Below are 24,144 nucleotides of genomic sequence, written 5' to 3'. Positions count from 1 at the left end.
GCAATTCATTGCAGTTAGCACCTTGGAGGGAAAATGAATAATTCACATGCACGATTAAAAGATAACGATAAAGTCGTTATTGGTATCGATGTTGGCACAGGCAGTGCACGCGCCGGGGTCTTTGATATGTCCGGCAATATGTTAGCATCTGCCAAACGCGATATTACGCTCTTCCGTGATAACGCCAATTTCGCTGAGCAATCAAGTAACGAAATTTGGGAAGCGGTTTGTTATTGTGTCAAGCAAGCGATAGCATCATCAACAGTAAAACCACAACAAGTTGCAGGTATTGGCTTTGATGCAACCTGCTCACTGGTTGTCATTGGTTCAGATAAACATCCTATTACGGTTAGCCCATCGAATGACCCTGAGCGCAATATTATTGTTTGGATGGATCACCGTGCAACAGAACAAGCTGAGCGCATTAATCAATTAAAGCACCCTGTTCTAAACTATGTTGGCGGTAAGATTTCGCCCGAAATGGAAACGCCTAAGATTTTATGGCTAAAAGAAAATTTACGTCAATCCTATGATAACGCATGGCAATTTTTTGATTTAGCCGATTTTTTAACTTGGAAATCAACTAACTCCTTAGCTCGCTCAACTTGCACAGTCACCTGTAAGTGGACATATCTTGCCCATGAAAAACGTTGGGATGCAGGCTACTTTCAACAGATTGGTCTATCTGAACTTGCCGATGAAAACTTCGCACGTATTGGTCAACTTATTGTAGAACCAGGAACGCCTTGTGGTGAAGGCTTAACGGAAACCGCAGCCCAACAAATGGGATTACTAGCAGGGACACCTGTCGCTGCAGGCATGATAGATGCTCATGCAGGCGGTATTGGTACCGTTGGCGTAAATGGTGATGCAACCGCTAATATGGCATACGTATTTGGCACATCTTCATGCACGATGACAACGACTAAAGAACCCGTATTTATACCGGGTGTATGGGGTCCGTATTTCAGTGCAATGGTACCGGGCATGTGGCTAAATGAAGGAGGCCAAAGTGCGGCTGGTGCTGCAATTGACCAGTTACTTTCCTTACATCCCGCTTCAGTACAAGCAAAACTTACGGCAAAAGAGCAAGGTAAACCCTTGCCTGTGATGTTAGCGGATTTAGTATTAGAAAAATCATCTTCACCATCACAGTCTGTTGAGCTAGCTGAAAAAATACATGTGGTTCCTGAATTTTTAGGGAATCGAGCACCTTTTGCTGACCCTCATGCCAGAGCTGTCATTGCTGGATTAACCATGGATAACAGCATGGAAAATTTACTTTCTTTCTATGTTGCTGGTCTGTGTGGAATTGGCTATGGATTACGACAAATCATTGAAGCACAAGCAAAATCTGGTGCTGCTATTGAAAATATTGTTGTTAGTGGCGGTGCAGGACAGCACCCGTTGATCCGCCAGCTACTTGCTGATGCTTGTGGCGTTCCTGTGATTTCAACACAAGCCAGTGAACCTGTATTGCTAGGTTCTGCTATCCTTGGTGCCGTTGCAGGGAAAGTCTGTGAAGATGTCTCTCAAGCTATGGACCAATTTAGTGCTATTGACTTAACTTACCAAACCAATGAAGCATATAAAAACCGCCATGATACAAGATTCGCCTCTTTCTTGCATTTGCAACAATGTGCTAGAGAATTAAAAGGTTAATCACGTTGATATGACACTCAAGTAATATTTGGACTAAAGAAAGCCGTAAACCGGCTTTCTTTAATAGAATTCGTTTTGCTTATCGAGCTTAATTTAATAGAAAAACCTGCGCTATAGCTCACTTTTAGAAGCAATATCTTGTCCATAACGAATCGACCATTTCCTTTGGTACCAAATCGTAATCTCCCTCGACCATTGGAATAGACAAGGAGACCTTCCCTTGTTTATCACTGTAAGCTTTCACAATGAATTTTTTATAGCCTTCTAGCCTTGCATTCTTAACTCGAAACACTTCGCCACATACATAACCTAAATCCCCTTTATCCGCAGTTTGGCGAATAAAATTATATTTCACATTTTTAAATGAAGCAGATTCTGGATAAGATAAATAGTCTTCAACGCTACTCTTAGCCATTTTCACAAGATCAGGTGTAGGGGTATAGTTCAATGTCACACCTAAGATAAAAGAGCCCCCAGTTAACAATAAAATTGTGAGCAACTTTATGATATTCATATTACTAAGCTCTCATTTATTCAATAACAAGCCAATTGACCAAAATGACCTAATAATTTCGCCCCAAAATATACTTAAGCAGTTATCTTCAGCCAATTGTAAATAAATAATAATTATTTTAATAACAACCAACCTTATCTATATAAGAATACCTTATTAGATAACTTGTTTTTCTAATTATTACCCCAGATAACTGCTACCAACAAAGCGAATAAGTACAATTAGATTGATATGGGCTATTCGTATTTATACTTTATTTTACACACCTAATGAGTAAGTATACCAGTATTAAACTAAGAATATAAATAGTACTCGAAACATTAACTGTTTCAATTTGTATTTTTTTAACTAAAATAGTTTCAATTACCCAAAAACAGAAACAATAATAAGCCTTAACTGTTTATCATAACTTAACAAAAATAAACAAAAATATGTAATAAAACAATTCAATTCAATAATAGTCATGTCTAAATGTTAATTAACCCACTTAATGAGTATTTTCACTCAATATAAGCGTAAAATAGAATTAATTAATAATAAATCCGTTATTTTCAATTAAAATTCATCTAGCTTATTTAGATATTATAAAAACAAAAAATACCTAAAATTCAATTCACTACGAAATAACATATTAATTTGCATCATCTCTTAGCTTAATTTTTAGCATATCGTTAACGAGTATCTTTATTTCAGGCTAAATTAGCAATTTTATAGTACCCGCTAAAATGCAACGCAACCTAACCAATTGATTAATAAAATAAAAATAACAAATAAATTGATTAAAACGACGTTAACCATATGATAAAAAATAGTTAAAACCATCAATCCACCTTAAGAAACATAAGAATATTTAACTATATGCATATTGTAATTTACCATTGAATGCCTCTATATCTCTTCTTTTACACAATTTTTGATATATCTGACCAATCAAAATTACAGAATATTCCTAGGATAATTGATGCATTTAACCAATACATAAAATTATCCGGCTAAATTTGACAAAATATTTTTTTTATCTCATGTAGCATTGCTTTCCAAAGAAAAAGGGTTAACCATGACAAATACTCAATTACTATTACTTGCAACTAATAACATCAGAAATAACGTAGATCTAAGCCACTCTCAGGAATCTTATGTATACCAGTTTTACTATGCTAACGTCGTAGGTCACTTCGACAGCATTCAAAATTTTCTTACTGTATTTAAACAGCAGACGAGCGCAATATTAGATGCATCACAACAATTAGCAGAACAGCGGCAGCAGATATACTCAACAGTTGAGTATTATTTAGAAATAGCTGAAAAACGCTATATTGAAAGGAAAAAAATACTAGGCAATTAACTTAACATTACAGTTGGAAAGGCCTACAAACCAAATGAGGCCTTTTATCGAAAATTTCTCTGTTAAGTGTTTATTGCTCTTGTAGCTCTAATTCAGCAATTATAGGTAGGTGGTCGCTAACACTTGACCATTGAAACTCTTTACTATCCGTTGGAATTTCCATTTTTTTCACATCCCAAACTTGCCCTTTAAATGTAAAAATATGGTCGATGTCTATGGCTGGGTTTACCGCTGGCCAACTACGATAATCAACACCTTTAAACTCAACTGGGTTCCACATATAACGAATTTCTTGGATAGGCTGTTCATTAGCTGTTGAATTGAAATCTCCCGCTAATATTTTTATTGAGGCCGCAATATTATCAAACCCCGTATCTGTATCCCCAATACTCGCATCTAAAATATGGCGCACTTGCCCAATGCGAATGGTTGGATCTTTCTGCCAATCCAGATGTGTTCCCATCACAATAATTGGTGCATCAAAACCTGGCTTTGATATTTGAGATATTAATACAACCCGTTGTTCTGCATCACCAGAAGGTAAATTAATTACTTTAGATTTATCAATTTTATATTTTGATAAAATTCCTACACCGTACTCTCCACCATCAAAATCTAATGCCTTACCAAAAGCAAAATCCATCTTATTGGCTTTAGCTATTTCTTCTAGCTGGTGAACTTTTTTACTACGAGCGGTTTTATTATCAATTTCAGTTAAAACAATCACATCAGCATCTATTTTCGCAATCGCCTTATTTAGCTCATCAAGATTACTGACATCTGGTGACAACTCATTTTTACCAATGTTATACGTTGCGACTTTAATGGTCGGCTTGTTCGAAGTGTAAACTTTATTCGGAGTTCCTCCATCCTGTACTTTCAGAATTTCGGAACCCGACATTGTTGCCATCGCACCACAAGAAACTAGAATTGTGGTGGAAATAACTGTTTTTAGTAATTTCATTGTTTTCCCCTGTTAATGACTAATACAACAGAATAGTGCAAGTATTTAATAAAATTCTCGCGGAGCTAACCCCCGTTAACTTGCAGTTTTCATACATTAACAGAGAATAAAAAAGATATAGTGACCCAGTCTACAATCTTATTTCGAGAGAAAAAAAAACATCTTTTTGACCGTCAAAATAGAGAGCTATCGCACTCCTATTCACTTAAGGATAAGCAAGAAATTCAAGAAAACGAGATCAACATACGATAAATTATATTTCACGCACTTTGTCTTGCTTCAAATTTATATGGGAAAACAACCCCTTCTTTACGTTCAACAAAGTCACAATCGACATCTGCAAGCCATTTTTGTAGCCTTTTCGCTGTTTCTCGTGCCATTTTACTGTAATCAATTCGCACAGATGTCAGTGACGGATGGATATGATCACAATTTGAAGTACCTTCAACACAAGCAATTGCTAACATTTTTGGTATCTGAATTAAACGTCTTTGGCACTCAAAAATGACACCAAGTGCAATCATTTCATGACTGCAAATCACAGCTTCAAGCTCAGGTTGGCGGGTCAACATCTCACTAATTGCCTGACGACCAAAATCCATCGTTGCGACATACGGAGTTGTAATACTTTGATCTGCACTTTGGTTATACGCCAGCATCGCTCGGTTCCAGCCACTTAATTGCTGACTTTGCATTTTACTGTCCATTTGAGCACCAATATAACCTATCTTCTTATACCCTTTTTGTAACATATAGTTGGTTAAAAAATTAACCGCATCTCCAACGTTACTTTTTATGTTCAACGTGACTGGATGATTAGATTCCCCCGCAACACTGACTACAGGGATATCTAAATTCTTCAAATAATTCGAAACGCTTTCTGAGTTTATCGCCCCAAAAACAATCAAAGCTGCGGGGTTACTCTGCAATAATGTCGATAAAACCTCAGACTCTTTTTTTTGCTGGTAATCATGGCTACCAATAACAACTTGATAACTATTTTTGTTCAGTGCTTCTTGTAAAGATTGCAGAAAAACTGAACTGGCATTATCACGCAAAGACGGAATTAAAACAGCAACGGTACGGCTTTGGCCTGACGCTAAAATACCTGCTGCGGAATTAGGTATATAACCAAGTTCTTCAACAGCAGCATTAATTTTTTCACGTAACTTATCAGACACTAATTCGGGTGTACGCAAAGCCCTAGATACCGTCATGGACCCAACGCCTGCGAATTTTGCGACGTCCTGCAACGTGACTCGCCCTGTATTTTTTCTTTTTCGTATTTTTTGCATGTAATACTTTTACTTAGCCTAAACTGATTATTAACCCTAAGGTTATTGATCTTTGATGGTCAATTTTCATTCGAATCAAGCATGTTTTTTGCTTTTTCTCATGTTCTAGATTAAATGCGCTAAAAATAGCCAATATGGTTCTATTAAATCTAAAGAAACAGTCAATATCACCAGTCCTAGTTAACTTACCACAGGTTGAATTTGTTAATCAGCAGAGAAGTGTGTTCATTTCATATTTGCTCGCTATATTTTTTTAAAATGATAGCGCTATCACGAAAATGAAAGATTCAACTAGATAGCGCTACCATAGAACACTACTATTCATTCAACCATTACAAAGATAATAATTTCACTCTACCAGGAGCAACCCGATGCTAACGACATTACTGACCCCTAACGTCATTCAAGTCGTCGACAGTGCCAATAATTGGCAAGAAGCGATAAAAATCGCCTGTAATCCATTAATTAATAATAAGTTCATCGAACCAAGATATATTGATGCAATAATTCAATCACACGAAAAAATCGGCCCTTACTATGTATTAGGCCCAGGTATTGCCATGCCGCATGCACGTCCAGAAGACGGAGTAAACCAATTATCTCTTGGGTTAACCGTTATCAAACAAGGTGTTGAATTTGGCTCCGATGGCAATGACCCAATCAAATTATTAATTGTACTAGCAGCCACTGATAGCAATAGCCATATTGGTGCTATCGCGAAACTCGCAGAACTATTTGATAACCAAGACGATGTAGATAACATCATGCAATCAGAAAACGTAGATGACATTCTAAAAATCATCGCTAAATACGAATAAGCTAAATATTAAGGTAAACATTATGAAAATTACTGTTGTTTGTGGAAATGGTTTAGGTACTAGTTTGATGATGGAAATGAGCATCAAAAATATCTTAAAAGATTTGCAAGTTAATGCAGATGTTGACCATGTTGATCTAGGCTCAGCAAAAAGCACTGTGAGTGATATCTTTGTTGGTACAAGCGATATTGCTGAACAATTAGTCGCTCAACAAGTTGGTGGCGAAATCGTTGCTCTCGAAAATATGATTGATAAAGTTGCAATGAAAGAACGTCTCACCATTGCTTTACAAAAACTCGGCGCGATGTAAGCGGAGGCACTATGTCATTTTTTCGTTTTCTGATGCAGGATGTTTTATCTGAACCAGCCATTCTTGTTGGTCTAATCGCACTTATTGGTTTGATCGCGCAGAAAAAACCCGTCACTGAATGCATTAAAGGCACCATTAAAACCATAATGGGTTTTGTGATCTTAGGCGCTGGTGCTGGCTTAGTTGTCAGCTCTTTAGGTGATTTTTCCGCTATTTTCCAACATGCTTTTGGTATTAATGGTGTGGTACCAAATAACGAAGCTATTGTTTCTATTGCACAAAAAAGCTTCGGTCGTGAAATGGCAATGATTATGTTCTTTGCGATGCTAATCAATATCTTGATTGCTCGCTTAACACCATGGAAATTTATATTCCTCACTGGGCACCATACGTTATTCATGTCCATGATGATAGCAGTTATCTTAGCTACCGCTGGAATGGAAGGAACTCTATTAGTCACTGTTGGCTCACTGATTGTTGGCTTTTGTATGGTATTTTTCCCAGCAATTGCCCACCCTTACATGAAAAAAGTGACAGGTTCAGATGATGTTGCGATTGGGCATTTTTCAACGATTTCTTATGTCCTAGCAGGGTTCATTGGAAGCAAATTCGGTAATAAAGAACATTCAACAGAAGACATGAATGTCCCGAAAAGCTTACTATTTTTAAGAGATACACCTGTCGCTATCTCTTTCACCATGTTCATTATTTTTATCATTACATGCTTATTCGCAGGCGGTGATTTCGTTCGCGAAGTCAGTGGTGGTAAGAATTGGTTCATGTTCTCATTAATGCAATCCATTACATTTGCTGCAGGCGTATACATTATTCTGCAAGGTGTACGTATGGTTATTGCAGAAATCGTCCCAGCGTTTAAAGGTATCTCAGACAAATTAGTCCCTAATGCGAAGCCTGCTTTAGACTGCCCAGTGGTATTCCCATATGCACCAAACGCCGTATTAGTCGGATTTTTAAGTAGTTTCGCTGCCGGTGTTTTGGGAATGTTCGTTCTGTATGCATTAAATATGACGGTTATTATTCCAGGCGTTGTACCGCATTTCTTCGTAGGTGCTGCTGCCGGTGTTTTTGGTAATGCAACAGGCGGTCGTCGTGGAGCTATCTTGGGTGCATTTGCTCAAGGGCTGCTTATTACCTTCCTACCAGTATTCCTATTACCTGTTCTTGGGGATATTGGTATTGCTAATACTACATTCAGTGACGCTGACTTTGGCGCAATCGGAATTTTATTAGGCATTATCGTCCGCTAAAACAGAACTCCCCATGGCAAATTTGCTAGTGGGGAGTTTTTTTACAACGCCCCTACTTTCCCAACCAAGCACCATCCCTAAATAAGAATTCCTGTAATAAAATTAAATCATCAGGTGTTACGTGGATCATACCTTCACCAGGAACATCAATTTCTGCAATCATAAATAGAGCCAACGTGGTTAATGACGGCAATATGAGTATCAACCAATTTTTCCCTTTTGTCCCGCGTATATTGTAACCAATAAGAATATTTGAACAGATAGCAAAAAAGATCAGTAAAAACCAAGTTGCATTTGGAATTTGGTGTCGCCAACTTGCCATCGTTTTTTGTTGAGAAAGATAAAGGTCGCTAAATGCACTGAGTACAGAAGCCACAATAGGGTTTGGTGTTTGACTTGCTTCTTTTACCGCGATTTCCCATAATTGACTCTGCTTTTCCAAAGAAGTCATCCGCCATTGGTTATTTTCGTCACTGATACCTGACTTAAAAAACTCAATCCGAGCTTCCAAGTATTGTTGAATAAGCTGAGAGGCTTTTCCTCTATCATCAGTGCTCAATAACTGTGCTCTCTGATATGCCGTACCAATAGCAATAGCTTCATTTTCTTCTGTTTGCTGACGGTTGTTATAGCCATTAATCGAAATTGATAAAACAAACCCTATCAATAAACCCAATAAAGATAAAATCGCCCCTAAAATAATTTTAGCTTCATCATCCGTCGCTTCTTCGTGGGCTGATTTACGCTTAAAAATATATTTACCAACGTAGGCAGAAATAACTAACAAGATAAATGTGATAACAAATAAAAGAATGGAATCGATTGGAGAATCATTGATCAACTCAGAAATATTAAACATCGTATAAACTCATGAAATTTATTTCCTGATGATATAACACAACTGCAATACAATTATCTAGACAGTACTATTTTTTTGCTAAATTTCAGATAATAACAACAATCAGGCATCATAATACGACATCCAATTAGCTAACAATAAAGCACAACCCCCCTAATACAGAATTCACTCACTATATTTACCTTAAGTTGATTATCAAAATATATTTTCATTACATTTTTTCGAAATAACCCCTAATTTTCATGATTAAATCAGGTGAGTTCTCATCCAATATATCAATATGGTGCCGTTTAAATAGTGCAGCACAGACACCCATACCGACTTTTAGAGTGCCATCAAACTGACCATTATAGATATGCTGACTACCGCACGAGGGGCTATTACTTTTGAGTACAACTAATCTCACATTCATTAATTGAATTTTTTCTAAAGCAATATACGCACCACGAATAAATTCTTGAGTGACATCGATATTATCGCTTCCGACCACACTAGCTCGCCCAGCGAGTACATCATCACCATTTCCCCCCATTATTTCTGCAGATGCTCTCGGTGTTGGTAACCCGCCAAAAACTTCAGGACAAATACTGATGACCAGACCATCCTCATAGAGTTTTTTCAAAGGAGTATATAATTGATGCTTCCCATCATACCTTACACAATACCCTAACAAACAAGCGCTTACTGCAATCATAACTAATCCTATTAATAGACCTGACTTTTTAAGGTATTTTTCATGGTTATATTAGACAATAAGTTTACAAAATACTTCGCGCTAATAGTGCTCGTAGAACAAATAAAAACGCTTACAGCCTCATAGATCTGTAACTTGTGGCTGTTTACACTCATAACGCGGACCAAACTTATCTTAGTTTATTGACAATTAAAACGGAGACCTGTATTGTCCTTGTTTATAAATAGATGCTTAGGAAATTTAAATAAATGGCACACATTACTGTCAGTGTTGAATATGGTATCCATTGTCTACTTTGGTTTGTTGATAATCCCGAACGCTCTCTTAGCAGTAGAGAACTTGCAGAGCTACAAGGCATCTCTCCAAGTTTTCTAGCAAAAATTTTACCTCGGTTAGAAAAAGCAGGGATCGTGAGTTCGAATGAGGGAATTAGAGGTGGATATCGATTAGCATTACCCCCTGAAAAAATCACATTTCTATCTATAATTGATGCTATAGAAGGTTATAAACCGCTTTTCGAGTGCCAGGAAATACGACGCCGCTGTGCTGTTTTCGAAGAAAATGGTCTACCACAATGGGCCATTTCAGGTACCTGCTCCGTACATAAAGTCATTCTTCAAGCCGAAAATGCCATGAGAGATGTATTAGCTAACCAAACCCTCGCTGATGTGGCGCAGCGTCTATGTCAAATCGCCCCTAATAGTTTTTATAGAGATGTAAACTCATGGATGGATCAAAAAATTGAAGCTAGAACAGTGCGTTCGAGCAAAGGAGGTCGAGGTAAAACATAACATATAATCCGATAACCATAAATTATATCGTTTGTACCTAATTTTAATAACATCTTCACTGGTGCGGTTTTTTATTATTTAAAATTTGCAACTGAGCATTTAAAGTTAAACTCCAAAGGAATTCAATAATGACAGCTAAAATTGTTATTGCAGGATCTGGTTTTGCTGGCTTCTGGGCAGCTATTTCAGCAATGCGGGTAATTTCACAAGAAAATAAAGAAAATAGCATCAAAGTTATTTTAATTTCACCAAGACCGAATCTCACTATACGGCCGCGTTTATATGAAGCAAAGCTGGATAATATATCCCCTGATATTTCAAAGCAGCTAGCTGCCGTCGGTGTTGAATATATTGCAGGTGAAATCCAGAATATCGATACAGATGCAAAGTTATTAACCGTTAATCTAGCTAATGGCAACCAAACTACGTTAGTCTATGAGCGCTTTATTCTGGCAACTGGTAGCCAATTAAATGTACCTCCCGTTCCTGGATTTGATAGGTATGGCTTTGATGTTGATTCATTAGAAACTGCACATCGTCTTGAAACACATTTACAAGCACTAAAGAACAAACCGGAAACTTTAGCTAGAAATACCGTTGTTGTCGTCGGTGGAGGATTAACAGGCTTAGAAAGTGCTGCTGAAATGCCAGCCCGACTAAAAGCAATTCTTGGTGAAACAACAGAGGGCCGAGTATTTATAATTGACTCAGAATCCACTGTGGGAGCAGGAATGGGAGCCGAAATTTCACCTGTAATTCAACAAGCTCTAACTGAATGCGGCGTTGAATTGCGCGCGGGATTACGAGTCGAAGCACTAAGCCATGATGGAGTTACTCTGTCAAACGGTGAGTACATCGAATCAAATACTGTCGTATTAGCGACAGGAGTAAAAGCAAGTTCTCTAACGGAACAGATTCGCGGTGAACGTGACGCTAGTAATAGGATTATCTCGGATAATTATTTACACGCACAAGCTGTCTCAAATGTTTTCGTCGCAGGAGATACTGTCAAAGCACCCACAGATGAACAAGGAAATCATAATTTAATGACTTGCCAACATGCCCTAAGTTTAGGCCGTGTTGCAGGGCATAATGCAGCCGCTGAACTGTTAGGGCTTCCTCTTCATCCTTACAGTCAGCCTAAATATGTAACCTGCCTTGATTTAGGGGCTTGGGGGGCTCTTTATACCGAAGGTTGGCAGAGAGAAATACATTATATTAAAAAGGAAGGGAAAAAAATAAAACAAGAAATAAATACTAAGTGGATATACCCGCCTGAATTAGAAAAAAATGAGCTATTTGCTATCGCCGCTCCAGATTATGTCATCGTTCCTTGAGGTAAAATTTAGATTTAATATATTCAAGTAAAATAAATCGGAATAACCGCATAAAAATACAATAAGTATGATTTGTATTGCTTTGTGTCGTTTGTTTTTCAATACTGATAAATAACTAAATATTAATAAGGTTTAAATATGTATATTAAAAAAATTATATTTGCTTTTTCATTAATTACTTTTGGGGCAGTATCACAAGCCCAAGTTGTTAATAATAATAACCCTTTAAAATATAGGCATTTTAAAACAGATTACGCTACGATGGTCGAACTAGCGAATAAAGAACGTTTACCTTGGAGAGTCTTCTATGAAAGTCCTAGTGAAGGCGTCAATGCCGAATGGTTTGATGCCGTAAAGCAGGGAGATTTAGACAAAGTAAAACAAATGGTTACTGAGGGGCAAGATATAGAAGCCAAAGACACCGGTAGCTTAGACCAAACGGCTCTGGGATGGGCGGCCTTTATTGGTGATGAAGCAATGGTTGATTATCTTATATCCCAAAATGCTAATCTTTGGGCAACCGATACAGGTGACGTATATAACGTACTAAAATCCGCGGTACTCGGTAATAATGTCAATGTTGTAAAAAAAGTCCATCAGCTAATGAAAGACGAAGTAGACTTGAATAATCAGCAAATTGAAAGTGATGGTGAAACATTAGTCATGATAGCTGCAAGTAATAATAGAATGGAAACGGTTAAATACTTATTATCGCAAGGCGCAGATATTAACCGGAGCACAACGACTGATGATGTAACCATGTTTTCTTATGACCAAAGTGCATTAACTTATGCATGTAAGAATAATCTTCCAGAAATGCAAAAATTCCTTATTGATAATGGAGCTCTAAATCATCGTACTGGTAAACCATCTTGTGATTGATTTATAGAAATATAGGGTAATAACAGAAAATTTTGCGTCAATCATGTAAAAATTATTTTCAGTAGCTCAAGAAAAGTATGTATTGTTAACATTCCTATGCATTTAAGTGAATATTCTAAAAAAGATATTGTATCACTTAGCATAATAAAAAGAGAGTATTGAGCGTACCCTTCCATAAATTGAATGGCCTGATTCCGGTTCAATATCGAAATCAGGCCTTATAACCCGTTGACTAAAAGTGCATAACCTTATGTGGTCACCTCAAGCTTAATAGAACGAGTTTTAACTGTGGTAATTCTTTTAAATTAATATTACTGGCTATTACGCATATCCATAATCATTTTACCATCGTAATCTGCACCAACAACAATATTAGGTACCTCACCTTTATATTTATGAGCTTTAATCTGCTCAATCTCTAACTGTTTCCAATTGATCATTTCACGGGTAATAGTACGTTGTAATATCGCATTCGCTTCAGCTTCTTTCTGAGCAGCATACAATTTTGCATCTGCTTCTTGGCGCATCGCAAATGAACTTGCTTGTGCGTTACGTTCTCTGGCGATGGCTTGTTGTTCAGCAGACTCTCTTTCCGCTTCAGCAATAACAACCTTTTTCTGAGCTAATTCACGCTCTTTTTCTGCCTCTGCTTTTGCTTGGTTGATTTGCTCTTGGCGCATTTTGGTATTAACCACTTGCTCTTGTACAACCTCAGGCAAAGTAATATCTTGGATCATGATTTCTTTTATTGTATAGCCATAAGGGGAAGCATACCCTTGAATAGCATCACGAATAGATTCTTGTAATTTTCTTTGTGTATCTGCAGTATAAAGATCTTGTGCATTAGCAACATCTTTACCAAATTCTAAAATCGTTGAGATCAGCTTTTGGCGTACATATTTATCTAAAGCTTCGCTTTCTGTACCACCATTAATACGTAATACAGGAGCTTTCGCACCATCAAATTGAAGCATTACCGTAATATCAACAATAGATTTTAATTTATCTTGCGAAGGTACTCTTAGCTCTTTTAGTGATACTCGAATATCTTTTGTTGAGTACGTATCAAATGTTGTAAACGGATTAATTGGAAAATGTAAACCTGCATCATAAGCAACTGGGTCGACTTTTCCTAAAAATGTCCCCACCTTAACCGAGCCATCTTGTACAATAGTATATGAATTGATCCCTACGAGACCAATAACTAGAAGTAATGCAGCACCGACAACCAATTTAATCATTGATTTAAATTGCATGAGTTAATCCCTATCAAATTAATAATTATAATAAAGCGCCTTATTGTCACCACTTATTTTCTAACTACAAGTCTAATAATCCTAAATTTAAAAGCACTAAATCTGCTGTTTCTATCTTGGTAAAAATGAATCGCTGACCCATTACAGATAATTTTGTTATAAACCTAGTTTTATCCTTTTAAATTATTAGTGCTTATTTTCAATCATAAAACACAGGTATGATTATTTATAATCACTCTCTCGATCAGTTTAAACAACATCCACTCCATCAAAAAGCCAAATTATCATTATTTTAAGCCAAGTTAGTGATGAAAGTTAGAGTATAATTTCAATTAATGGTAAATGGAATTATTGCGATCTTGATCACTGTTGTTTTTAATTGATTAAATATAATCATAATGACTAAAATAAATCATGGCGGAGAAAACCATGCAAATAAAAAAATCGATTGAACGTATACCTGGTGGCATGATGGTTGTGCCATTAGTACTCGGTGCCCTAATCAACACCTTTGCTCCTCAAGCCCTCGAAATCGGTGGCTTTACAACATCACTGTTTAAAAATGGTGCCCCTGCTCTTATTGGTGCATTCTTGCTTTGTATGGGTGCAGGAATTAGTTTTAAAGCGGCGCCACAAGCTTTATTACAAGGAGGTACAATTACCTTAACAAAACTAGTCGTTGCGATTGCTCTTGGTCTAGGCGTCGATTATCTCTTTGGAATGGAAGGGATTTTTGGTTTAACTGGTGTTGCAATTATTGCAGCAATGAGTAATTCAAATGGTGGCTTATATGCCGCTTTAGTTGGGGAGTTTGGTAATAAACGAGACGTTGGTGCTATCTCAATTTTATCTCTTAATGATGGGCCTTTCTTTACCATGATTGCGCTAGGCGCAGCTGGTATGGCAAATATCCCTTTAATGGCATTAGTTGCGGTTCTTGTTCCGTTAATTGTTGGCATGATCTTAGGAAATCTAGACCCACATATGCGCGATTTTCTAACAAAAGGTGGGCCAATATTAATTCCTTTCTTCGCTTTTGCTCTAGGCGCAGGGATCAACTTAGAAATGCTATTACAAGGTGGACTCGCAGGTATCTTGCTCGGTGTGCTGACTACGTTTGTTGGCGGCTGGTTTAATATTCGAGCAGACCGTCTAGTAGGAGGTTCAGGTATCGCAGGCGCTGCTGCCTCAAGTACCGCAGGAAATGCTGTAGCAACACCACTCGCTATCGCACAAGCCGACCCATCCTTAGAGGCTATTGCGCTTTCTGCGGCTCCTTTGATTGCTGCATCCGTGATCACCACTGCTATTCTAACCCCTATCCTGACCTCTTGGGTTGCTAAACGTCAACAAGCAAGACATCCCCAACAAACTGAAGAGTAAGGAGTTATTTATGAAGCTATTAGTTATTGCGGATGACTTTACAGGGGCAAATGATACCGGTGTTCAATTTGCTAAAAAGCATGCGCGCACAGAGATACTTCTTGATAATACACAAAAACATTCTTGGTTTGCTGATGTCGTTGTGCTTAATACAGAAAGTCGTGCATTAAATGCACAAGTTGCTTCAGAAAACCTACGAAATAGCCTGAAACCTTTTTTATCTCAGAAGGATAAACCTGTCATTTATAAAAAAATTGACTCAACATTTCGCGGTAATATCGGGGCAGAAATAGAGACAATTATGTCAGAAACAGGCTTAAAACTTGCTATTGTTGCCGCAGCTATTCCTGCGGCAGGACGTGTAACGTTAAATGGTGAATGTCTCGTTCATGGAAAAGCACTTATTGAAACTGAATTTGCTTCTGACCCTAAAACACCAATAGTTTCATCACGTATCCAAACTATTCTCCATCAGCAGACTACCCTGCCCGTTATTGAAGTGAATCTAGACCAAATACGTTCAGGGCGATTCGCAACATGGTTACAAGCACAAGCGCCAACGCAAGGCAGTATCATCGTCACGGACGCTGAAAATGATGAAGATTTAGCACTAATTGCTGAAGCCGTATTTTCAATAGATCAACCTTGCCTACTCGTTGGAGCTGCGGGCTTTGCAAATGCATTGCCTGAGAATATTTTCATGGATAAAAAGCAAGGGCTACCGTTATTTATTGTCGCTGGCTCAATGAGCAGCGCAACAATTGAACAGGTAAACTATGCACAAACACATTGTGATGCCAGTGTCATTGATGTTGATGTCACACAAGTACTTGCAGCCACTACACAAGATAACTACATGGCTGCGCTCATCAAAGAAATTAGTCAAACATTAAACCAACAAAAACACACCATCATACGAACCAGCCGAGATGTGCAAGATAGGCATCATATTGATGACCTATGCAATACCTACGGTATGACTCGTAATGAATTGGGGAAAAATATCAGCGACTTTATTAGTTTGCTGACCTTAAATACGCTGTCTGTTGCCAGCATCGGGGGACTTTTTTTAACAGGTGGAGATATTGCGATTGCGGTTGCCAATACTTTGGGAGCAAAAGGTTATCGAATTCAATCTGAGGTGCTGCCATGTATACCTTGCGGCACTTTTATTGACAGTGAAATTGATGACTTACCCGTGATCACCAAAGCGGGAGGGTTTGGTCAAATAACCACTTTATGCGAAGCCATCAAATATATTGAGGAAATTTATTGTGAAAAATAATGTTGTTGCTATTACCATGGGAGATCCTGCAGGTATTGGCCCAGAAATTATCGTCAAATCCCTTGCAGAAGGTGAACTGGCAGGAGCCTCTGCCGTTGTTATCGGTTGTGCATCAACAATGCAGCGATTAATTAAATCAGGGGTAGTTCCTCAGATAAAAATCAATGTGATACAAAATATCAAAGAAGCTCAATTTTCAGCGGATACCATCAATATTATTGATGAACCCCTAGCCGACCCTAGCGCACTTATTGCGGGGAAGGTCCAAGCTCAAGCTGGTGACTTAGCATTTCGTTGTATTAAACGTGCGACTGAACTAGCTCTCGCAGGTGAAGTGAAAGCGATTGCCACTGCACCTTTAAATAAAGAAGCATTGCACCTTGCCGGGCACAACTACCCAGGTCACACTGAACTACTTGCCCAGCTAACCAATACCAAAGATTATGCCATGGTGCTTTATACCGAAAAATTAAAAGTCATCCATGTCACAACACATATTGCATTGCGTAAATTTTTAGATACATTAAATAGCGAGCGTATCATAACCGTGTCTCGTATCGCATCAGACTTTTTAAAACGCGTTGGCTATGAAAAACCACGTATTGCGATCGCTGGCGTTAATCCTCATGCTGGGGAAAATGGTTTATTTGGTGATGAAGAAATCGTATATTTACAACCAGCTATAGAACAGGTAAGGTCTGAAGGTATTAATGTTTATGGCCCTTGTCCTCCAGATACTGTATTTTTACAAGCCTATCAAGGGCAATATGATATGGTCGTTGCCATGTATCACGATCAGGGTCATATTCCTTTGAAATTATTAGGTTTTTATGATGGTGTTAATATCACTGCGGGCCTTCCGTTCTTGCGCACTTCAGCCGATCACGGAACCGCATTTGATATTGCTTGGACGGGTAAAGCAAATCCTGAAAGTATGGCCATCTCACTTAAACTTGCGATGAATGTAGTATAACTAATGAGCACAATGGATAGATTAGATTTAATACTTGAGTATCTTAAACAGCATAACCTCGTCACTGTTGAAGAACTAGTACAAGCATTATCCGTGTCAGCGGCCACTATCCGGCGTGATCTCATTAAACTTGATGAAACTGGGGTTATCTCTCGCACGCATGGCGGTGTAACCCTAAACCGTTTCATTCCTGTTCAGCCCACTACGTCCGAAAAAAACCAGCGTAATCTAAGAGAGAAACGGGCTATTGCGAAAGCGGCAGCCCGTTTAATTGAACCAGGTAGCACGGTTCTACTTGATGCAGGAACAACCATGCTTGAGCTAGCGCGAGAGCTCACTCATATGCCCCTGCGTGTTATCACCTCTGACCTCCATATTGCCCTTTTTCTTTCTGAATTCAAACAAATTGAAGTCACTATTGTTGGTGGAAGAATTGACGATAGTAGCCAATCTTGTATTGGTGAACATGGGCGTGTTTTATTACGTAGCATTTATCCTGATATCGCATTCATTAGTTGTAACTCTTGGAGTTTAGAAAAAGGAATTACAACACCAACAGAAGAAAAAGCAGGTCTAAAACGTGACCTAATAACAAATGCTACACGCTCTGTTATGCTTGCTGATAGTAGTAAATACGGTAAATGGTCATTATTTCGTGTCGCTCAAATAGACGAATTGACAGATATTATTACAGATAACCAACTTCCACTCGATATTCAGCAAAAATTTATAGATTCTTGTCGCACTAATCTAATATTGGTTTCCACAAATGCCACTTAATGCTATTGAACGTGATTTATTTATAAAATAAAGTAGCTCAACCTTCCAACCAAACCGCACCAAACATTGCATTTCATCTGACAACAAAATATGTAAGGAACCACTCATGAGCGAACTGAGATTAGCCTATAACAATTTATCACCTGAAGCTTATAAAGGGCTTATTGAATGCAAAAATGCATTGGATAAAAGCGGGTTAGGTAAAGAACTAATAGAGCTTGTTTATTTAAGAGTTTCACAAATCAATGGCTGTGCATTTTGCCTAGATATGCATGCAAGCTCATTACGTTCAAATGGTGTCAGTAACAAAAAAATAGACACACTCGCTGGCTGGCAGGTTAGTCATCATTTTAATTCATTAGAGCGCGCTGCATTAGCTTGGACCGAAGCTGTCGTTAATATAGCTACCAGTGGTACATCAGATGCTCTCTTTAATGAATTAAAACACCATTTTTCTGATGAACAAATTTCTGATTTAACTATCGCTATTGGTTTAATGAGTGCCTTTAACCGTATAGCAATAGCACTGAGACAATAGTAAAAATTTGTATAAAAAAAGCTTGCTACCTTTATGGCAGCATGCTTGTAAATTCTACTTTTAACACTATTTTTCTTCATCACGTAATGTTAAAACTTCATACCCATCTTTAGTGACTAATACCGTATGTTCAGATTGAGCAGATAATTTTTTATCTCTTGTTACGACCGTCCAACCATCTTTTTTTGTTTTAATTTTCATCCCACCCTGGTTAATCATTGGCTCTATCGTAAATGTCATTCCTTCTTTTAATTCAACCCCTTTCCCTCGTACACCGTAATGAAGAACTTGCGGATCTTCATGCATTTCACGGCCAATACCATGCCCACAATATTCGCGTACGACACTGTAACCTTTAGATTCCGCATAATGTTGAATAGCGGAACCAATATCACCCAATGTCGCACCCGGTTTAACTTGTTTTATTCCTTCCCACATAGCAGCATAAGTATCTTTAACTAATTTACGTGCTAGTGGTGAAGCTTCTGGCATTACATACATTTTACTTGAATCAGCGATAAAGCCATTTTTCTCTAGCGTAATATCAACGTTAATGATGTCTTTTGCTTTTAAAATTTCATCTGTTTTTGGAACACCATGACAAACGACTTCATTCAACGATGTATTCAAAACATATTGGTAGCCATATTGCCCTTTACTAGCAGGCCTTGCTTGTAATTCATTAACGATATAGCTTTCAACTTTATCATTAATCTCCATTGTGGAAATACCCGGTACAATAAATGAATCCAACATCTTAAAAACGCTAGCCAAAAGTCGTCCAGACTCACGCATCAGTTCAATTTCTTCTGCTGTTTTAATTGTAATATTATTCATGAACTTTTCCTTTTAATTCAATTGACTCTTTTTCTAACATTTCATTGACTAACATAGTAAATGTCTTATTCGGGTTTAGTTCAGCTTGCATACCAATTTTAATCCAAAACTCTGCCTGTGAATTAATCGAACGGGACATAACCTGGCTCGCATGGCGCAGATAATCATGCAATTCATCTGAAATTTTTACGATACCCAAAGCAACCTCAACAATATGATGTGTATACAAATCATGTATAGATCATATAACAGGAAGATGATGATTCAAAGCATTCACGTTTTGTATAGCACAAAGCGCATGAAAAACAGCCCATAAATACTACTTTAAGTTGATTAAGTTGATTCCGCCGTCAAAGTATTTGAATCGTTGATCCGCTATCATAAATTCCGAAGAATGTAATGATTATACGTAAATTAGCATTATTTTGATTAACTCGGCCATGTGCTGGTTTAACTGCCGTACTATTAATAAACTAATGATCCGATTACAACATGAACTCAATAAATAAAAGCTGGAGAAAAACATGTATAATAAAATTTTAGTTCCTATTGATATAACAGAAAAAAGCTTAGCACATTTAGTTATGTCTCATATTCAATACCTTGCTGAATATGAAAAAGCACATATTCATTTTTTGGCAATTATTCCTACTGTTCCTTTCTATACCACAATGGGATTTGGTTTTGCTGAAAAAGCGGATAGTGAACAAGAAAACGTCACGAAGCAGCTCGCTGAAATAATTAAAGAATTTAATATTCCAAATGATAAATACAGTGCTCAAGTTTTAATGGGGACACCAAGAGATGAAATCTTACGTGTTGCAGAGGAAATTTCTGCTGATTTAATCGTTATTGGGTCAAGGCGCCCAGGTATGTCCACATACTTTTTAGGTTCAACAGCATCAATGGTTATTCAAAATTCAAAAATTTCTGTTTTGACTGTCCGATAGCCGCTAATAATTATAGTAATCTAGGTAGCCTATATTATTGGGTTACCTTGTTTTTTCGTGTTAATCTTACATACATGGATTATTCACTCGACTAAGCTATCTATCTATTGCAGATTTATTTTTCACTCAAGGAATGTAATGAAAAAACACTTACTCTGGATCAGCATTAGCATCAATATAATTTTAGCTATCGCTTTAATTACAGCTATCTACCTGTTTTTTAATATGAAAAACCAGGTAATGACTATAGTTGAGCAAGTAAAATCAGGGAAGTATATCGAGCAAGTACAACAGCATACGAAACAACTTGTTCCAAATTCTCTTAATGAACTAAAAATCTTAGAAACGGATGGCGACTCGTGTGACCAGTTTTATCAAAAAGTCGATGGAGTTATTGAATACTTACATAATAATCCAGAGATTATTGGAGCACAAACCTACACCGAACAATTATCTTCAGTAAAAATGGCCATTGATAAAACTCCAACTGTTTTAAAAAACAAAGCTTGTAAGAGTGGCGTTTCAAGTATTAATTATATCATTGATGCACTACAACCAGATGAGCCATAATTGGCTCATTTATTAACAACATTAGAATGTTCAACATCCAACCAGCTGATAAACTGGGCTAAATATTTCAAAAATTCCTCATCAGCAAAAGGCTCTATACTTTGACGTAAAAAATAATTTATTTCATTTTGTCGTTCTGGATAATATTGAACGAATTTTTGTATATATTCAAATAATGTTTCTGGCCAGTCACTATCATTTTTCCAACGTAATATATTGGTGGAACGAATAAGCTTTCTCGATGCCGCCCGATATAATAACTTTAGCTCAGAGTCATCATGACAATGATTAATTTGGTCGATATAACCATTCAATACATTAACAAAATCGCCATTAACTGCTTCTGCTATTTCTCGCGAAGGAACAAATTGGCTAAAATGTGTTGCTAAGTCATCTCCATAAATGCAACGGCAATGATGCTTAATCCAATATCCCCAACTATATAGATTAGCCTCACTCATCACATCCGTAAGAATACCAATATCAAAATCAATTTTGCTGACCTCAATGTGATTAACTGTTAATTGAACTTGTATTTCATTCAATCTGGTTGTTTCTAATTGAGTAAGGGCACCACATAATACAATGCATAGATCCAAATCTGATTGCTGTGGCTTCGCACAGCCTTTTGCAACACTACCATACACATAAATGCTATGGAGCTTGTCTTTTAATATGCAACTCAGCCAATAAATAGATTCTGTTATTATTGACTGAAATTCTGGTTGAAACGGCCTCTCTTCAGGAACAGAAATATACTTATAATCTTTTAACTTCATAACCACCTAACTCTCAAAAATAAGTGTTTCTGTTTGTACTAACCATTCATAGTAGCCAATAACCTCGCGACCATTTAACCAACGAGACAACATATCTAATATTAACATTACACTGACTTCTTGTTTTTCTTTCTGTGAATGATTATTTGGTAAATAATGAATTCTCTGCGCATAACACATATCTGGTGTTGATAGAGCAACGTTTAAATATTGCTCATTATATTCGCCAACCACTAAACCAATAGATAGAGGATGATTAATTGCTATATTTTGAGCTCTTTGCGCTAAAATTTTCAATGTTTGTTCCACGTCAGATGGCAAAATTTGACTGGAAGAAATAGCGATCCCCGCTGAATCTAATGTCCAACTTAACAGCCCTGCGCTAAATTGTTCACTGACTATTATTTGTAATTTCCTTTCTCTTAGGGATTTGCCAATTTTTTGCGCTAAACCTTCTGTCCCTTCAAATATCAAGTTGTCCCCTACTCCTTGCTTCACTAATTGCCAATCTCTTTCCATCAATTCTTTTTGTGACGCAGGTCCCGTTAGCTTTAATTCAATAATAGGCATTGAAGAACGATAGCCTAAAACACAGTTTTCAGGTAAAGGTAAGCTATCAAATTGCTTCGCAAGACTACTTTCACTACGGCCAAAACTGGTTAGGCGTAAACAAACTGGTGGCTCTGGCAATGTAAAATGTGCTCGTAACCTTGGCAAAATTTGCTCATTCACCATAACCTTAAATTCAGAAGGAACACCAGGAGTAAAAAAAATCAGACAATCATTCAAGACTAAAGAAAAGCCACAAGCCGTTCCTACAGGGTTATCAATTAATTCTGCATTTTCAGGGAGTAGTGCTTGTTTACGATTCGTTTCAGGCATAACCCGCCCTCTGGCAATAAAATAACGCTCCATGACTTCAACCCACTGAGAATGTTCAACTAATGGAACTCCCGCAGCTTTAGCCGCCGCCAAGGCGCTTAAATCATCACTTGTTGGCCCAAGCCCGCCGTTAACAATGAGAATATCTGCAGATAAACTACGCTCAAGGAAAGTAGCGACTAAACAATCTAAATTATCACCAACCGTTGTTCTGCTACTCAAAGGAAGACCTTGTTGAAAAAAACAGTCTGCCAACCAAGCGGCATTTGTATCAATTATTTGTCCGTGTAAAACCTCATCCCCGGTACTCAACATTTCAACAACTAACATCTATGACTCCCTGATTATATAAATCACATTAACTGACTAAATTACCTTATTATCAAGATGACTAACATCAATTTTTATTCACCTGAGTTCCCCTTTTAAAATATCCAGAACTCATTAAAAATAAATGGTTTAGGATAATTCTCACCCTATGTGGTCATAAAAAGGCTATAGTTTTATATGCAATTGAATCCATTATTTTTTCACAGCAATAATAGAGGCTACATGTTCAAACTAAAACCAATTAAATCTGTTGCATTATTTTCTTTAGTTTTATTAGTTTCTGGGTGCCAACTTGGAGGATCTCCAAATTCTAATTCAAACTCAGATTCAAAATTTGGAGATTTAAGTGAATTAAAAAGAATAGACTTTCCTTCCACAGAGGCACCTAAAGGTATTTCTGAAGGAGCATTTGAAGTTGAGTACGATAATGGTCAGCCAAAATTTAAAACATGGGTATCTAAAGGATGTTTTGATAAATATATCAAAACCTACTATGAAAATGGCAAGCCTGAATCCCATATTGAACTCAAAGACTGCAAGGTACATGGAACTGTCCGCACTTACCATGAGAGTGGCCGTAACGATATCGAAGTCAACACACTGCAAGGTAAATTATCAGGGCCATTTATAATTTATCACGACACACCTAGTAATAAACCCAATATTACGGGCACATTTAAAAATGAAAAACTCGTTGGAATAGTGACCGAATTTGATGAAAATGGAACGGTTATTTCTAAAGCTCTTATCCGCGATGGTGAAATTACCGTATTGCAATAATTCAACTAACAAGATAAAACAGATGCGTATGATTTACAAAGATAGCTAAAAATAGAAACCCG

The 24,144-nt window shown here is 37.3% G+C and carries 26 protein-coding genes; 16 read left to right on the top strand and 10 right to left on the bottom strand.

Annotated features, from left to right (window positions below; translation table 11 throughout):
- Positions 1-33: 33 nt before the first annotated feature.
- Positions 34-1,662 carry an FGGY-family carbohydrate kinase gene (locus PSF31_RS06230; protein WP_004263510.1) on the top strand — a complete coding sequence of 543 codons (1,629 nt, stop codon included), beginning with the start codon at positions 34-36 and terminating at the stop codon, positions 1,660-1,662.
- 124 nt (positions 1,663-1,786) lie between these two features.
- Here the strand turns inward: PSF31_RS06230 and PSF31_RS06225 are convergent, their stop codons facing one another.
- Positions 1,787-2,176, bottom strand: a complete 390-nt coding sequence (locus PSF31_RS06225; protein WP_004263505.1) for a hypothetical protein — start codon at positions 2,174-2,176, stop codon at positions 1,787-1,789.
- Positions 2,177-3,233: 1,057 nt separating this feature from the next.
- On the opposite strand from PSF31_RS06225, the gene PSF31_RS06220 reads away from it, so the two are divergent.
- Positions 3,234-3,521 (top strand): hypothetical protein, encoded by a 288-nt coding sequence (locus PSF31_RS06220; protein WP_094961235.1) that lies wholly within the window; start codon positions 3,234-3,236, stop codon positions 3,519-3,521.
- Positions 3,522-3,591: 70 nt separating this feature from the next.
- Here the strand turns inward: PSF31_RS06220 and PSF31_RS06215 are convergent, their stop codons facing one another.
- Together PSF31_RS06215 and PSF31_RS06210 are read right to left on the bottom strand one after the other, a co-directional pair.
- Positions 3,592-4,485 carry an endonuclease/exonuclease/phosphatase family protein gene (locus PSF31_RS06215; protein ID WP_094961234.1) on the bottom strand — a complete coding sequence of 298 codons (894 nt, stop codon included), beginning with the start codon at positions 4,483-4,485 and terminating at the stop codon, positions 3,592-3,594.
- A 260-nt stretch (positions 4,486-4,745) separates the two neighbouring features.
- Positions 4,746-5,780: a LacI family DNA-binding transcriptional regulator gene (locus PSF31_RS06210; RefSeq protein WP_004263493.1), complete on the bottom strand. Its 1,035-nt coding sequence runs from the start codon at positions 5,778-5,780 to the stop codon at positions 4,746-4,748.
- A gap of 371 nt (positions 5,781-6,151) precedes the next feature.
- Between PSF31_RS06210 and PSF31_RS06205 the strand changes: the two genes are divergently transcribed.
- From PSF31_RS06205 to PSF31_RS06195, 3 genes are read left to right on the top strand one after another with little or no spacing between them, the layout of a single operon-like run.
- Positions 6,152-6,598, top strand: coding sequence for a PTS sugar transporter subunit IIA (locus PSF31_RS06205; protein ID WP_004263485.1), 447 nt, complete (start codon positions 6,152-6,154; stop codon positions 6,596-6,598).
- A gap of 22 nt (positions 6,599-6,620) precedes the next feature.
- On the top strand, positions 6,621-6,908 hold the full coding sequence (locus PSF31_RS06200; RefSeq protein ID WP_096863930.1) for a PTS sugar transporter subunit IIB: 288 nt from the start codon (positions 6,621-6,623) through the stop codon (positions 6,906-6,908).
- Between the two features lie 11 nt (positions 6,909-6,919).
- The gene (locus PSF31_RS06195) at positions 6,920-8,176 is read left to right on the top strand and encodes a PTS ascorbate transporter subunit IIC (protein WP_036958647.1); all 1,257 of its coding nucleotides are present in this window, start codon (positions 6,920-6,922) and stop codon (positions 8,174-8,176) included.
- Positions 8,177-8,228: 52 nt separating this feature from the next.
- Here the strand turns inward: PSF31_RS06195 and PSF31_RS06190 are convergent, their stop codons facing one another.
- Positions 8,229-9,035: a bestrophin-like domain gene (locus PSF31_RS06190; RefSeq protein WP_004263474.1), complete on the bottom strand. Its 807-nt coding sequence runs from the start codon at positions 9,033-9,035 to the stop codon at positions 8,229-8,231.
- 211 nt (positions 9,036-9,246) lie between these two features.
- Positions 9,247-9,729: a DUF523 domain-containing protein gene (locus PSF31_RS06185; protein WP_004263471.1), complete on the bottom strand. Its 483-nt coding sequence runs from the start codon at positions 9,727-9,729 to the stop codon at positions 9,247-9,249.
- Between the two features lie 248 nt (positions 9,730-9,977).
- Here PSF31_RS06185 and PSF31_RS06180 point away from each other — a divergent pair, with 248 nt between their 5' ends.
- The 3 genes from PSF31_RS06180 (at position 9,978) to PSF31_RS06170 (ending at position 12,739) form a co-directional block, all read left to right on the top strand.
- Positions 9,978-10,520, top strand: coding sequence for an RrF2 family transcriptional regulator (locus PSF31_RS06180; protein WP_004263467.1), 543 nt, complete (start codon positions 9,978-9,980; stop codon positions 10,518-10,520).
- 128 nt (positions 10,521-10,648) lie between these two features.
- The gene (locus PSF31_RS06175; RefSeq protein WP_096863929.1) at positions 10,649-11,857 is read left to right on the top strand and encodes an NAD(P)/FAD-dependent oxidoreductase; all 1,209 of its coding nucleotides are present in this window, start codon (positions 10,649-10,651) and stop codon (positions 11,855-11,857) included.
- Between the two features lie 138 nt (positions 11,858-11,995).
- Complete coding sequence (locus PSF31_RS06170) at positions 11,996-12,739, top strand: ankyrin repeat domain-containing protein (protein WP_004263461.1); 744 nt, start codon at positions 11,996-11,998, stop codon at positions 12,737-12,739.
- A gap of 311 nt (positions 12,740-13,050) precedes the next feature.
- Here PSF31_RS06170 and PSF31_RS06165 read toward each other — a convergent pair whose 3' ends face one another.
- Positions 13,051-13,995 carry an SPFH domain-containing protein gene (locus tag PSF31_RS06165; protein ID WP_004263460.1) on the bottom strand — a complete coding sequence of 315 codons (945 nt, stop codon included), beginning with the start codon at positions 13,993-13,995 and terminating at the stop codon, positions 13,051-13,053.
- A 429-nt stretch (positions 13,996-14,424) separates the two neighbouring features.
- Between PSF31_RS06165 and PSF31_RS06160 the strand changes: the two genes are divergently transcribed.
- The 5 genes from PSF31_RS06160 (at position 14,425) to PSF31_RS06140 (ending at position 18,954) form a co-directional block, all read left to right on the top strand.
- Positions 14,425-15,378 carry a 2-keto-3-deoxygluconate permease 1 gene (locus PSF31_RS06160; RefSeq protein ID WP_096863928.1) on the top strand — a complete coding sequence of 318 codons (954 nt, stop codon included), beginning with the start codon at positions 14,425-14,427 and terminating at the stop codon, positions 15,376-15,378.
- A gap of 10 nt (positions 15,379-15,388) precedes the next feature.
- Positions 15,389-16,663, top strand: a complete 1,275-nt coding sequence (dtnK, locus tag PSF31_RS06155) for a D-threonate kinase (protein WP_004263457.1) — start codon at positions 15,389-15,391, stop codon at positions 16,661-16,663.
- Between the two features lie 16 nt (positions 16,664-16,679).
- A complete protein-coding gene (locus tag PSF31_RS06150; RefSeq protein ID WP_036958696.1) occupies positions 16,680-17,636 on the top strand; it encodes a D-threonate 4-phosphate dehydrogenase in 957 nt (318 codons plus the stop codon).
- A gap of 3 nt (positions 17,637-17,639) precedes the next feature.
- Entirely contained in the window at positions 17,640-18,416 is a 777-nt protein-coding gene (locus PSF31_RS06145) for a DeoR/GlpR family DNA-binding transcription regulator (RefSeq protein WP_036958646.1), read from the top strand.
- A 106-nt stretch (positions 18,417-18,522) separates the two neighbouring features.
- A complete protein-coding gene (locus PSF31_RS06140) occupies positions 18,523-18,954 on the top strand; it encodes a carboxymuconolactone decarboxylase family protein (protein WP_004263450.1) in 432 nt (143 codons plus the stop codon).
- Positions 18,955-19,020: 66 nt separating this feature from the next.
- On the opposite strand, the gene map is transcribed toward PSF31_RS06140, so the two are convergent.
- Both map and PSF31_RS06130 read right to left on the bottom strand, forming a co-directional pair.
- Complete coding sequence (gene map, locus PSF31_RS06135) at positions 19,021-19,791, bottom strand: type I methionyl aminopeptidase (RefSeq protein ID WP_004263445.1); 771 nt, start codon at positions 19,789-19,791, stop codon at positions 19,021-19,023.
- Positions 19,784-19,990 (bottom strand): ParD-like family protein, encoded by a 207-nt coding sequence (locus PSF31_RS06130; RefSeq protein ID WP_036958645.1) that lies wholly within the window; start codon positions 19,988-19,990, stop codon positions 19,784-19,786. Before PSF31_RS06130 ends, map begins: the two co-directional genes overlap by 8 nt.
- 325 nt (positions 19,991-20,315) lie before the next feature.
- Here PSF31_RS06130 and PSF31_RS06125 point away from each other — a divergent pair, with 325 nt between their 5' ends.
- Positions 20,316-20,741, top strand: coding sequence for a universal stress protein (locus PSF31_RS06125; protein WP_096863927.1), 426 nt, complete (start codon positions 20,316-20,318; stop codon positions 20,739-20,741).
- Positions 20,742-20,879: 138 nt separating this feature from the next.
- Positions 20,880-21,311: a hypothetical protein gene (locus tag PSF31_RS06120; RefSeq protein ID WP_096863926.1), complete on the top strand. Its 432-nt coding sequence runs from the start codon at positions 20,880-20,882 to the stop codon at positions 21,309-21,311.
- 5 nt (positions 21,312-21,316) lie between these two features.
- Here PSF31_RS06120 and PSF31_RS06115 read toward each other — a convergent pair whose 3' ends face one another.
- Together PSF31_RS06115 and PSF31_RS06110 are read right to left on the bottom strand one after the other, a co-directional pair.
- The gene (locus PSF31_RS06115) at positions 21,317-22,090 is read right to left on the bottom strand and encodes a nucleotidyltransferase domain-containing protein (protein ID WP_096863925.1); all 774 of its coding nucleotides are present in this window, start codon (positions 22,088-22,090) and stop codon (positions 21,317-21,319) included.
- Positions 22,091-22,096: 6 nt separating this feature from the next.
- Positions 22,097-23,302: a nicotinamide mononucleotide deamidase-related protein YfaY gene (locus PSF31_RS06110; protein WP_110591580.1), complete on the bottom strand. Its 1,206-nt coding sequence runs from the start codon at positions 23,300-23,302 to the stop codon at positions 22,097-22,099.
- A gap of 222 nt (positions 23,303-23,524) precedes the next feature.
- Here PSF31_RS06110 and PSF31_RS06105 point away from each other — a divergent pair, with 222 nt between their 5' ends.
- Positions 23,525-24,082, top strand: a complete 558-nt coding sequence (locus PSF31_RS06105) for a toxin-antitoxin system YwqK family antitoxin (protein WP_004263425.1) — start codon at positions 23,525-23,527, stop codon at positions 24,080-24,082.
- The last annotated feature ends 62 nt before the right edge of the window (positions 24,083-24,144 follow it).

This window comes from Providencia sp. PROV156 (genome assembly GCF_028480905.1).
Lineage (GTDB): Bacteria > Pseudomonadota > Gammaproteobacteria > Enterobacterales > Enterobacteriaceae > Providencia > Providencia hangzhouensis.
The sequence above is the reverse complement of the archived record's forward strand: the minus strand, read 5'-3'. Positions and strand labels throughout refer to the sequence as shown.

Excerpts from the sequence above, each read along its gene's own strand:
- PSF31_RS06230 (WP_004263510.1), top strand. The coding sequence starts at position 34 with ATGAATAATTCACATGCACGATTAAAAGATAACGATAAAGTCGTTATT.
- PSF31_RS06225 (WP_004263505.1), bottom strand. The coding sequence starts at position 2,176 with ATGAATATCATAAAGTTGCTCACAATTTTATTGTTAACTGGGGGCTCT.
- PSF31_RS06220 (WP_094961235.1), top strand. The coding sequence starts at position 3,234 with ATGACAAATACTCAATTACTATTACTTGCAACTAATAACATCAGAAAT.
- PSF31_RS06215 (WP_094961234.1), bottom strand. The coding sequence starts at position 4,485 with ATGAAATTACTAAAAACAGTTATTTCCACCACAATTCTAGTTTCTTGT.
- PSF31_RS06210 (WP_004263493.1), bottom strand. The coding sequence starts at position 5,780 with ATGCAAAAAATACGAAAAAGAAAAAATACAGGGCGAGTCACGTTGCAG.
- PSF31_RS06205 (WP_004263485.1), top strand. The coding sequence starts at position 6,152 with ATGCTAACGACATTACTGACCCCTAACGTCATTCAAGTCGTCGACAGT.
- PSF31_RS06200 (WP_096863930.1), top strand. The coding sequence starts at position 6,621 with ATGAAAATTACTGTTGTTTGTGGAAATGGTTTAGGTACTAGTTTGATG.
- PSF31_RS06195 (WP_036958647.1), top strand. The coding sequence starts at position 6,920 with ATGTCATTTTTTCGTTTTCTGATGCAGGATGTTTTATCTGAACCAGCC.
- PSF31_RS06190 (WP_004263474.1), bottom strand. The coding sequence starts at position 9,035 with ATGTTTAATATTTCTGAGTTGATCAATGATTCTCCAATCGATTCCATT.
- PSF31_RS06185 (WP_004263471.1), bottom strand. The coding sequence starts at position 9,729 with ATGATTGCAGTAAGCGCTTGTTTGTTAGGGTATTGTGTAAGGTATGAT.
- PSF31_RS06180 (WP_004263467.1), top strand. The coding sequence starts at position 9,978 with ATGGCACACATTACTGTCAGTGTTGAATATGGTATCCATTGTCTACTT.
- PSF31_RS06175 (WP_096863929.1), top strand. The coding sequence starts at position 10,649 with ATGACAGCTAAAATTGTTATTGCAGGATCTGGTTTTGCTGGCTTCTGG.
- PSF31_RS06170 (WP_004263461.1), top strand. The coding sequence starts at position 11,996 with ATGTATATTAAAAAAATTATATTTGCTTTTTCATTAATTACTTTTGGG.
- PSF31_RS06165 (WP_004263460.1), bottom strand. The coding sequence starts at position 13,995 with ATGCAATTTAAATCAATGATTAAATTGGTTGTCGGTGCTGCATTACTT.
- PSF31_RS06160 (WP_096863928.1), top strand. The coding sequence starts at position 14,425 with ATGCAAATAAAAAAATCGATTGAACGTATACCTGGTGGCATGATGGTT.
- dtnK (WP_004263457.1), top strand. The coding sequence starts at position 15,389 with ATGAAGCTATTAGTTATTGCGGATGACTTTACAGGGGCAAATGATACC.
- PSF31_RS06150 (WP_036958696.1), top strand. The coding sequence starts at position 16,680 with ATGGGAGATCCTGCAGGTATTGGCCCAGAAATTATCGTCAAATCCCTT.
- PSF31_RS06145 (WP_036958646.1), top strand. The coding sequence starts at position 17,640 with ATGAGCACAATGGATAGATTAGATTTAATACTTGAGTATCTTAAACAG.
- PSF31_RS06140 (WP_004263450.1), top strand. The coding sequence starts at position 18,523 with ATGAGCGAACTGAGATTAGCCTATAACAATTTATCACCTGAAGCTTAT.
- map (WP_004263445.1), bottom strand. The coding sequence starts at position 19,791 with ATGAATAATATTACAATTAAAACAGCAGAAGAAATTGAACTGATGCGT.
- PSF31_RS06125 (WP_096863927.1), top strand. The coding sequence starts at position 20,316 with ATGTATAATAAAATTTTAGTTCCTATTGATATAACAGAAAAAAGCTTA.
- PSF31_RS06120 (WP_096863926.1), top strand. The coding sequence starts at position 20,880 with ATGAAAAAACACTTACTCTGGATCAGCATTAGCATCAATATAATTTTA.
- PSF31_RS06115 (WP_096863925.1), bottom strand. The coding sequence starts at position 22,090 with ATGAAGTTAAAAGATTATAAGTATATTTCTGTTCCTGAAGAGAGGCCG.
- PSF31_RS06110 (WP_110591580.1), bottom strand. The coding sequence starts at position 23,302 with ATGTTAGTTGTTGAAATGTTGAGTACCGGGGATGAGGTTTTACACGGA.
- PSF31_RS06105 (WP_004263425.1), top strand. The coding sequence starts at position 23,525 with ATGTTCAAACTAAAACCAATTAAATCTGTTGCATTATTTTCTTTAGTT.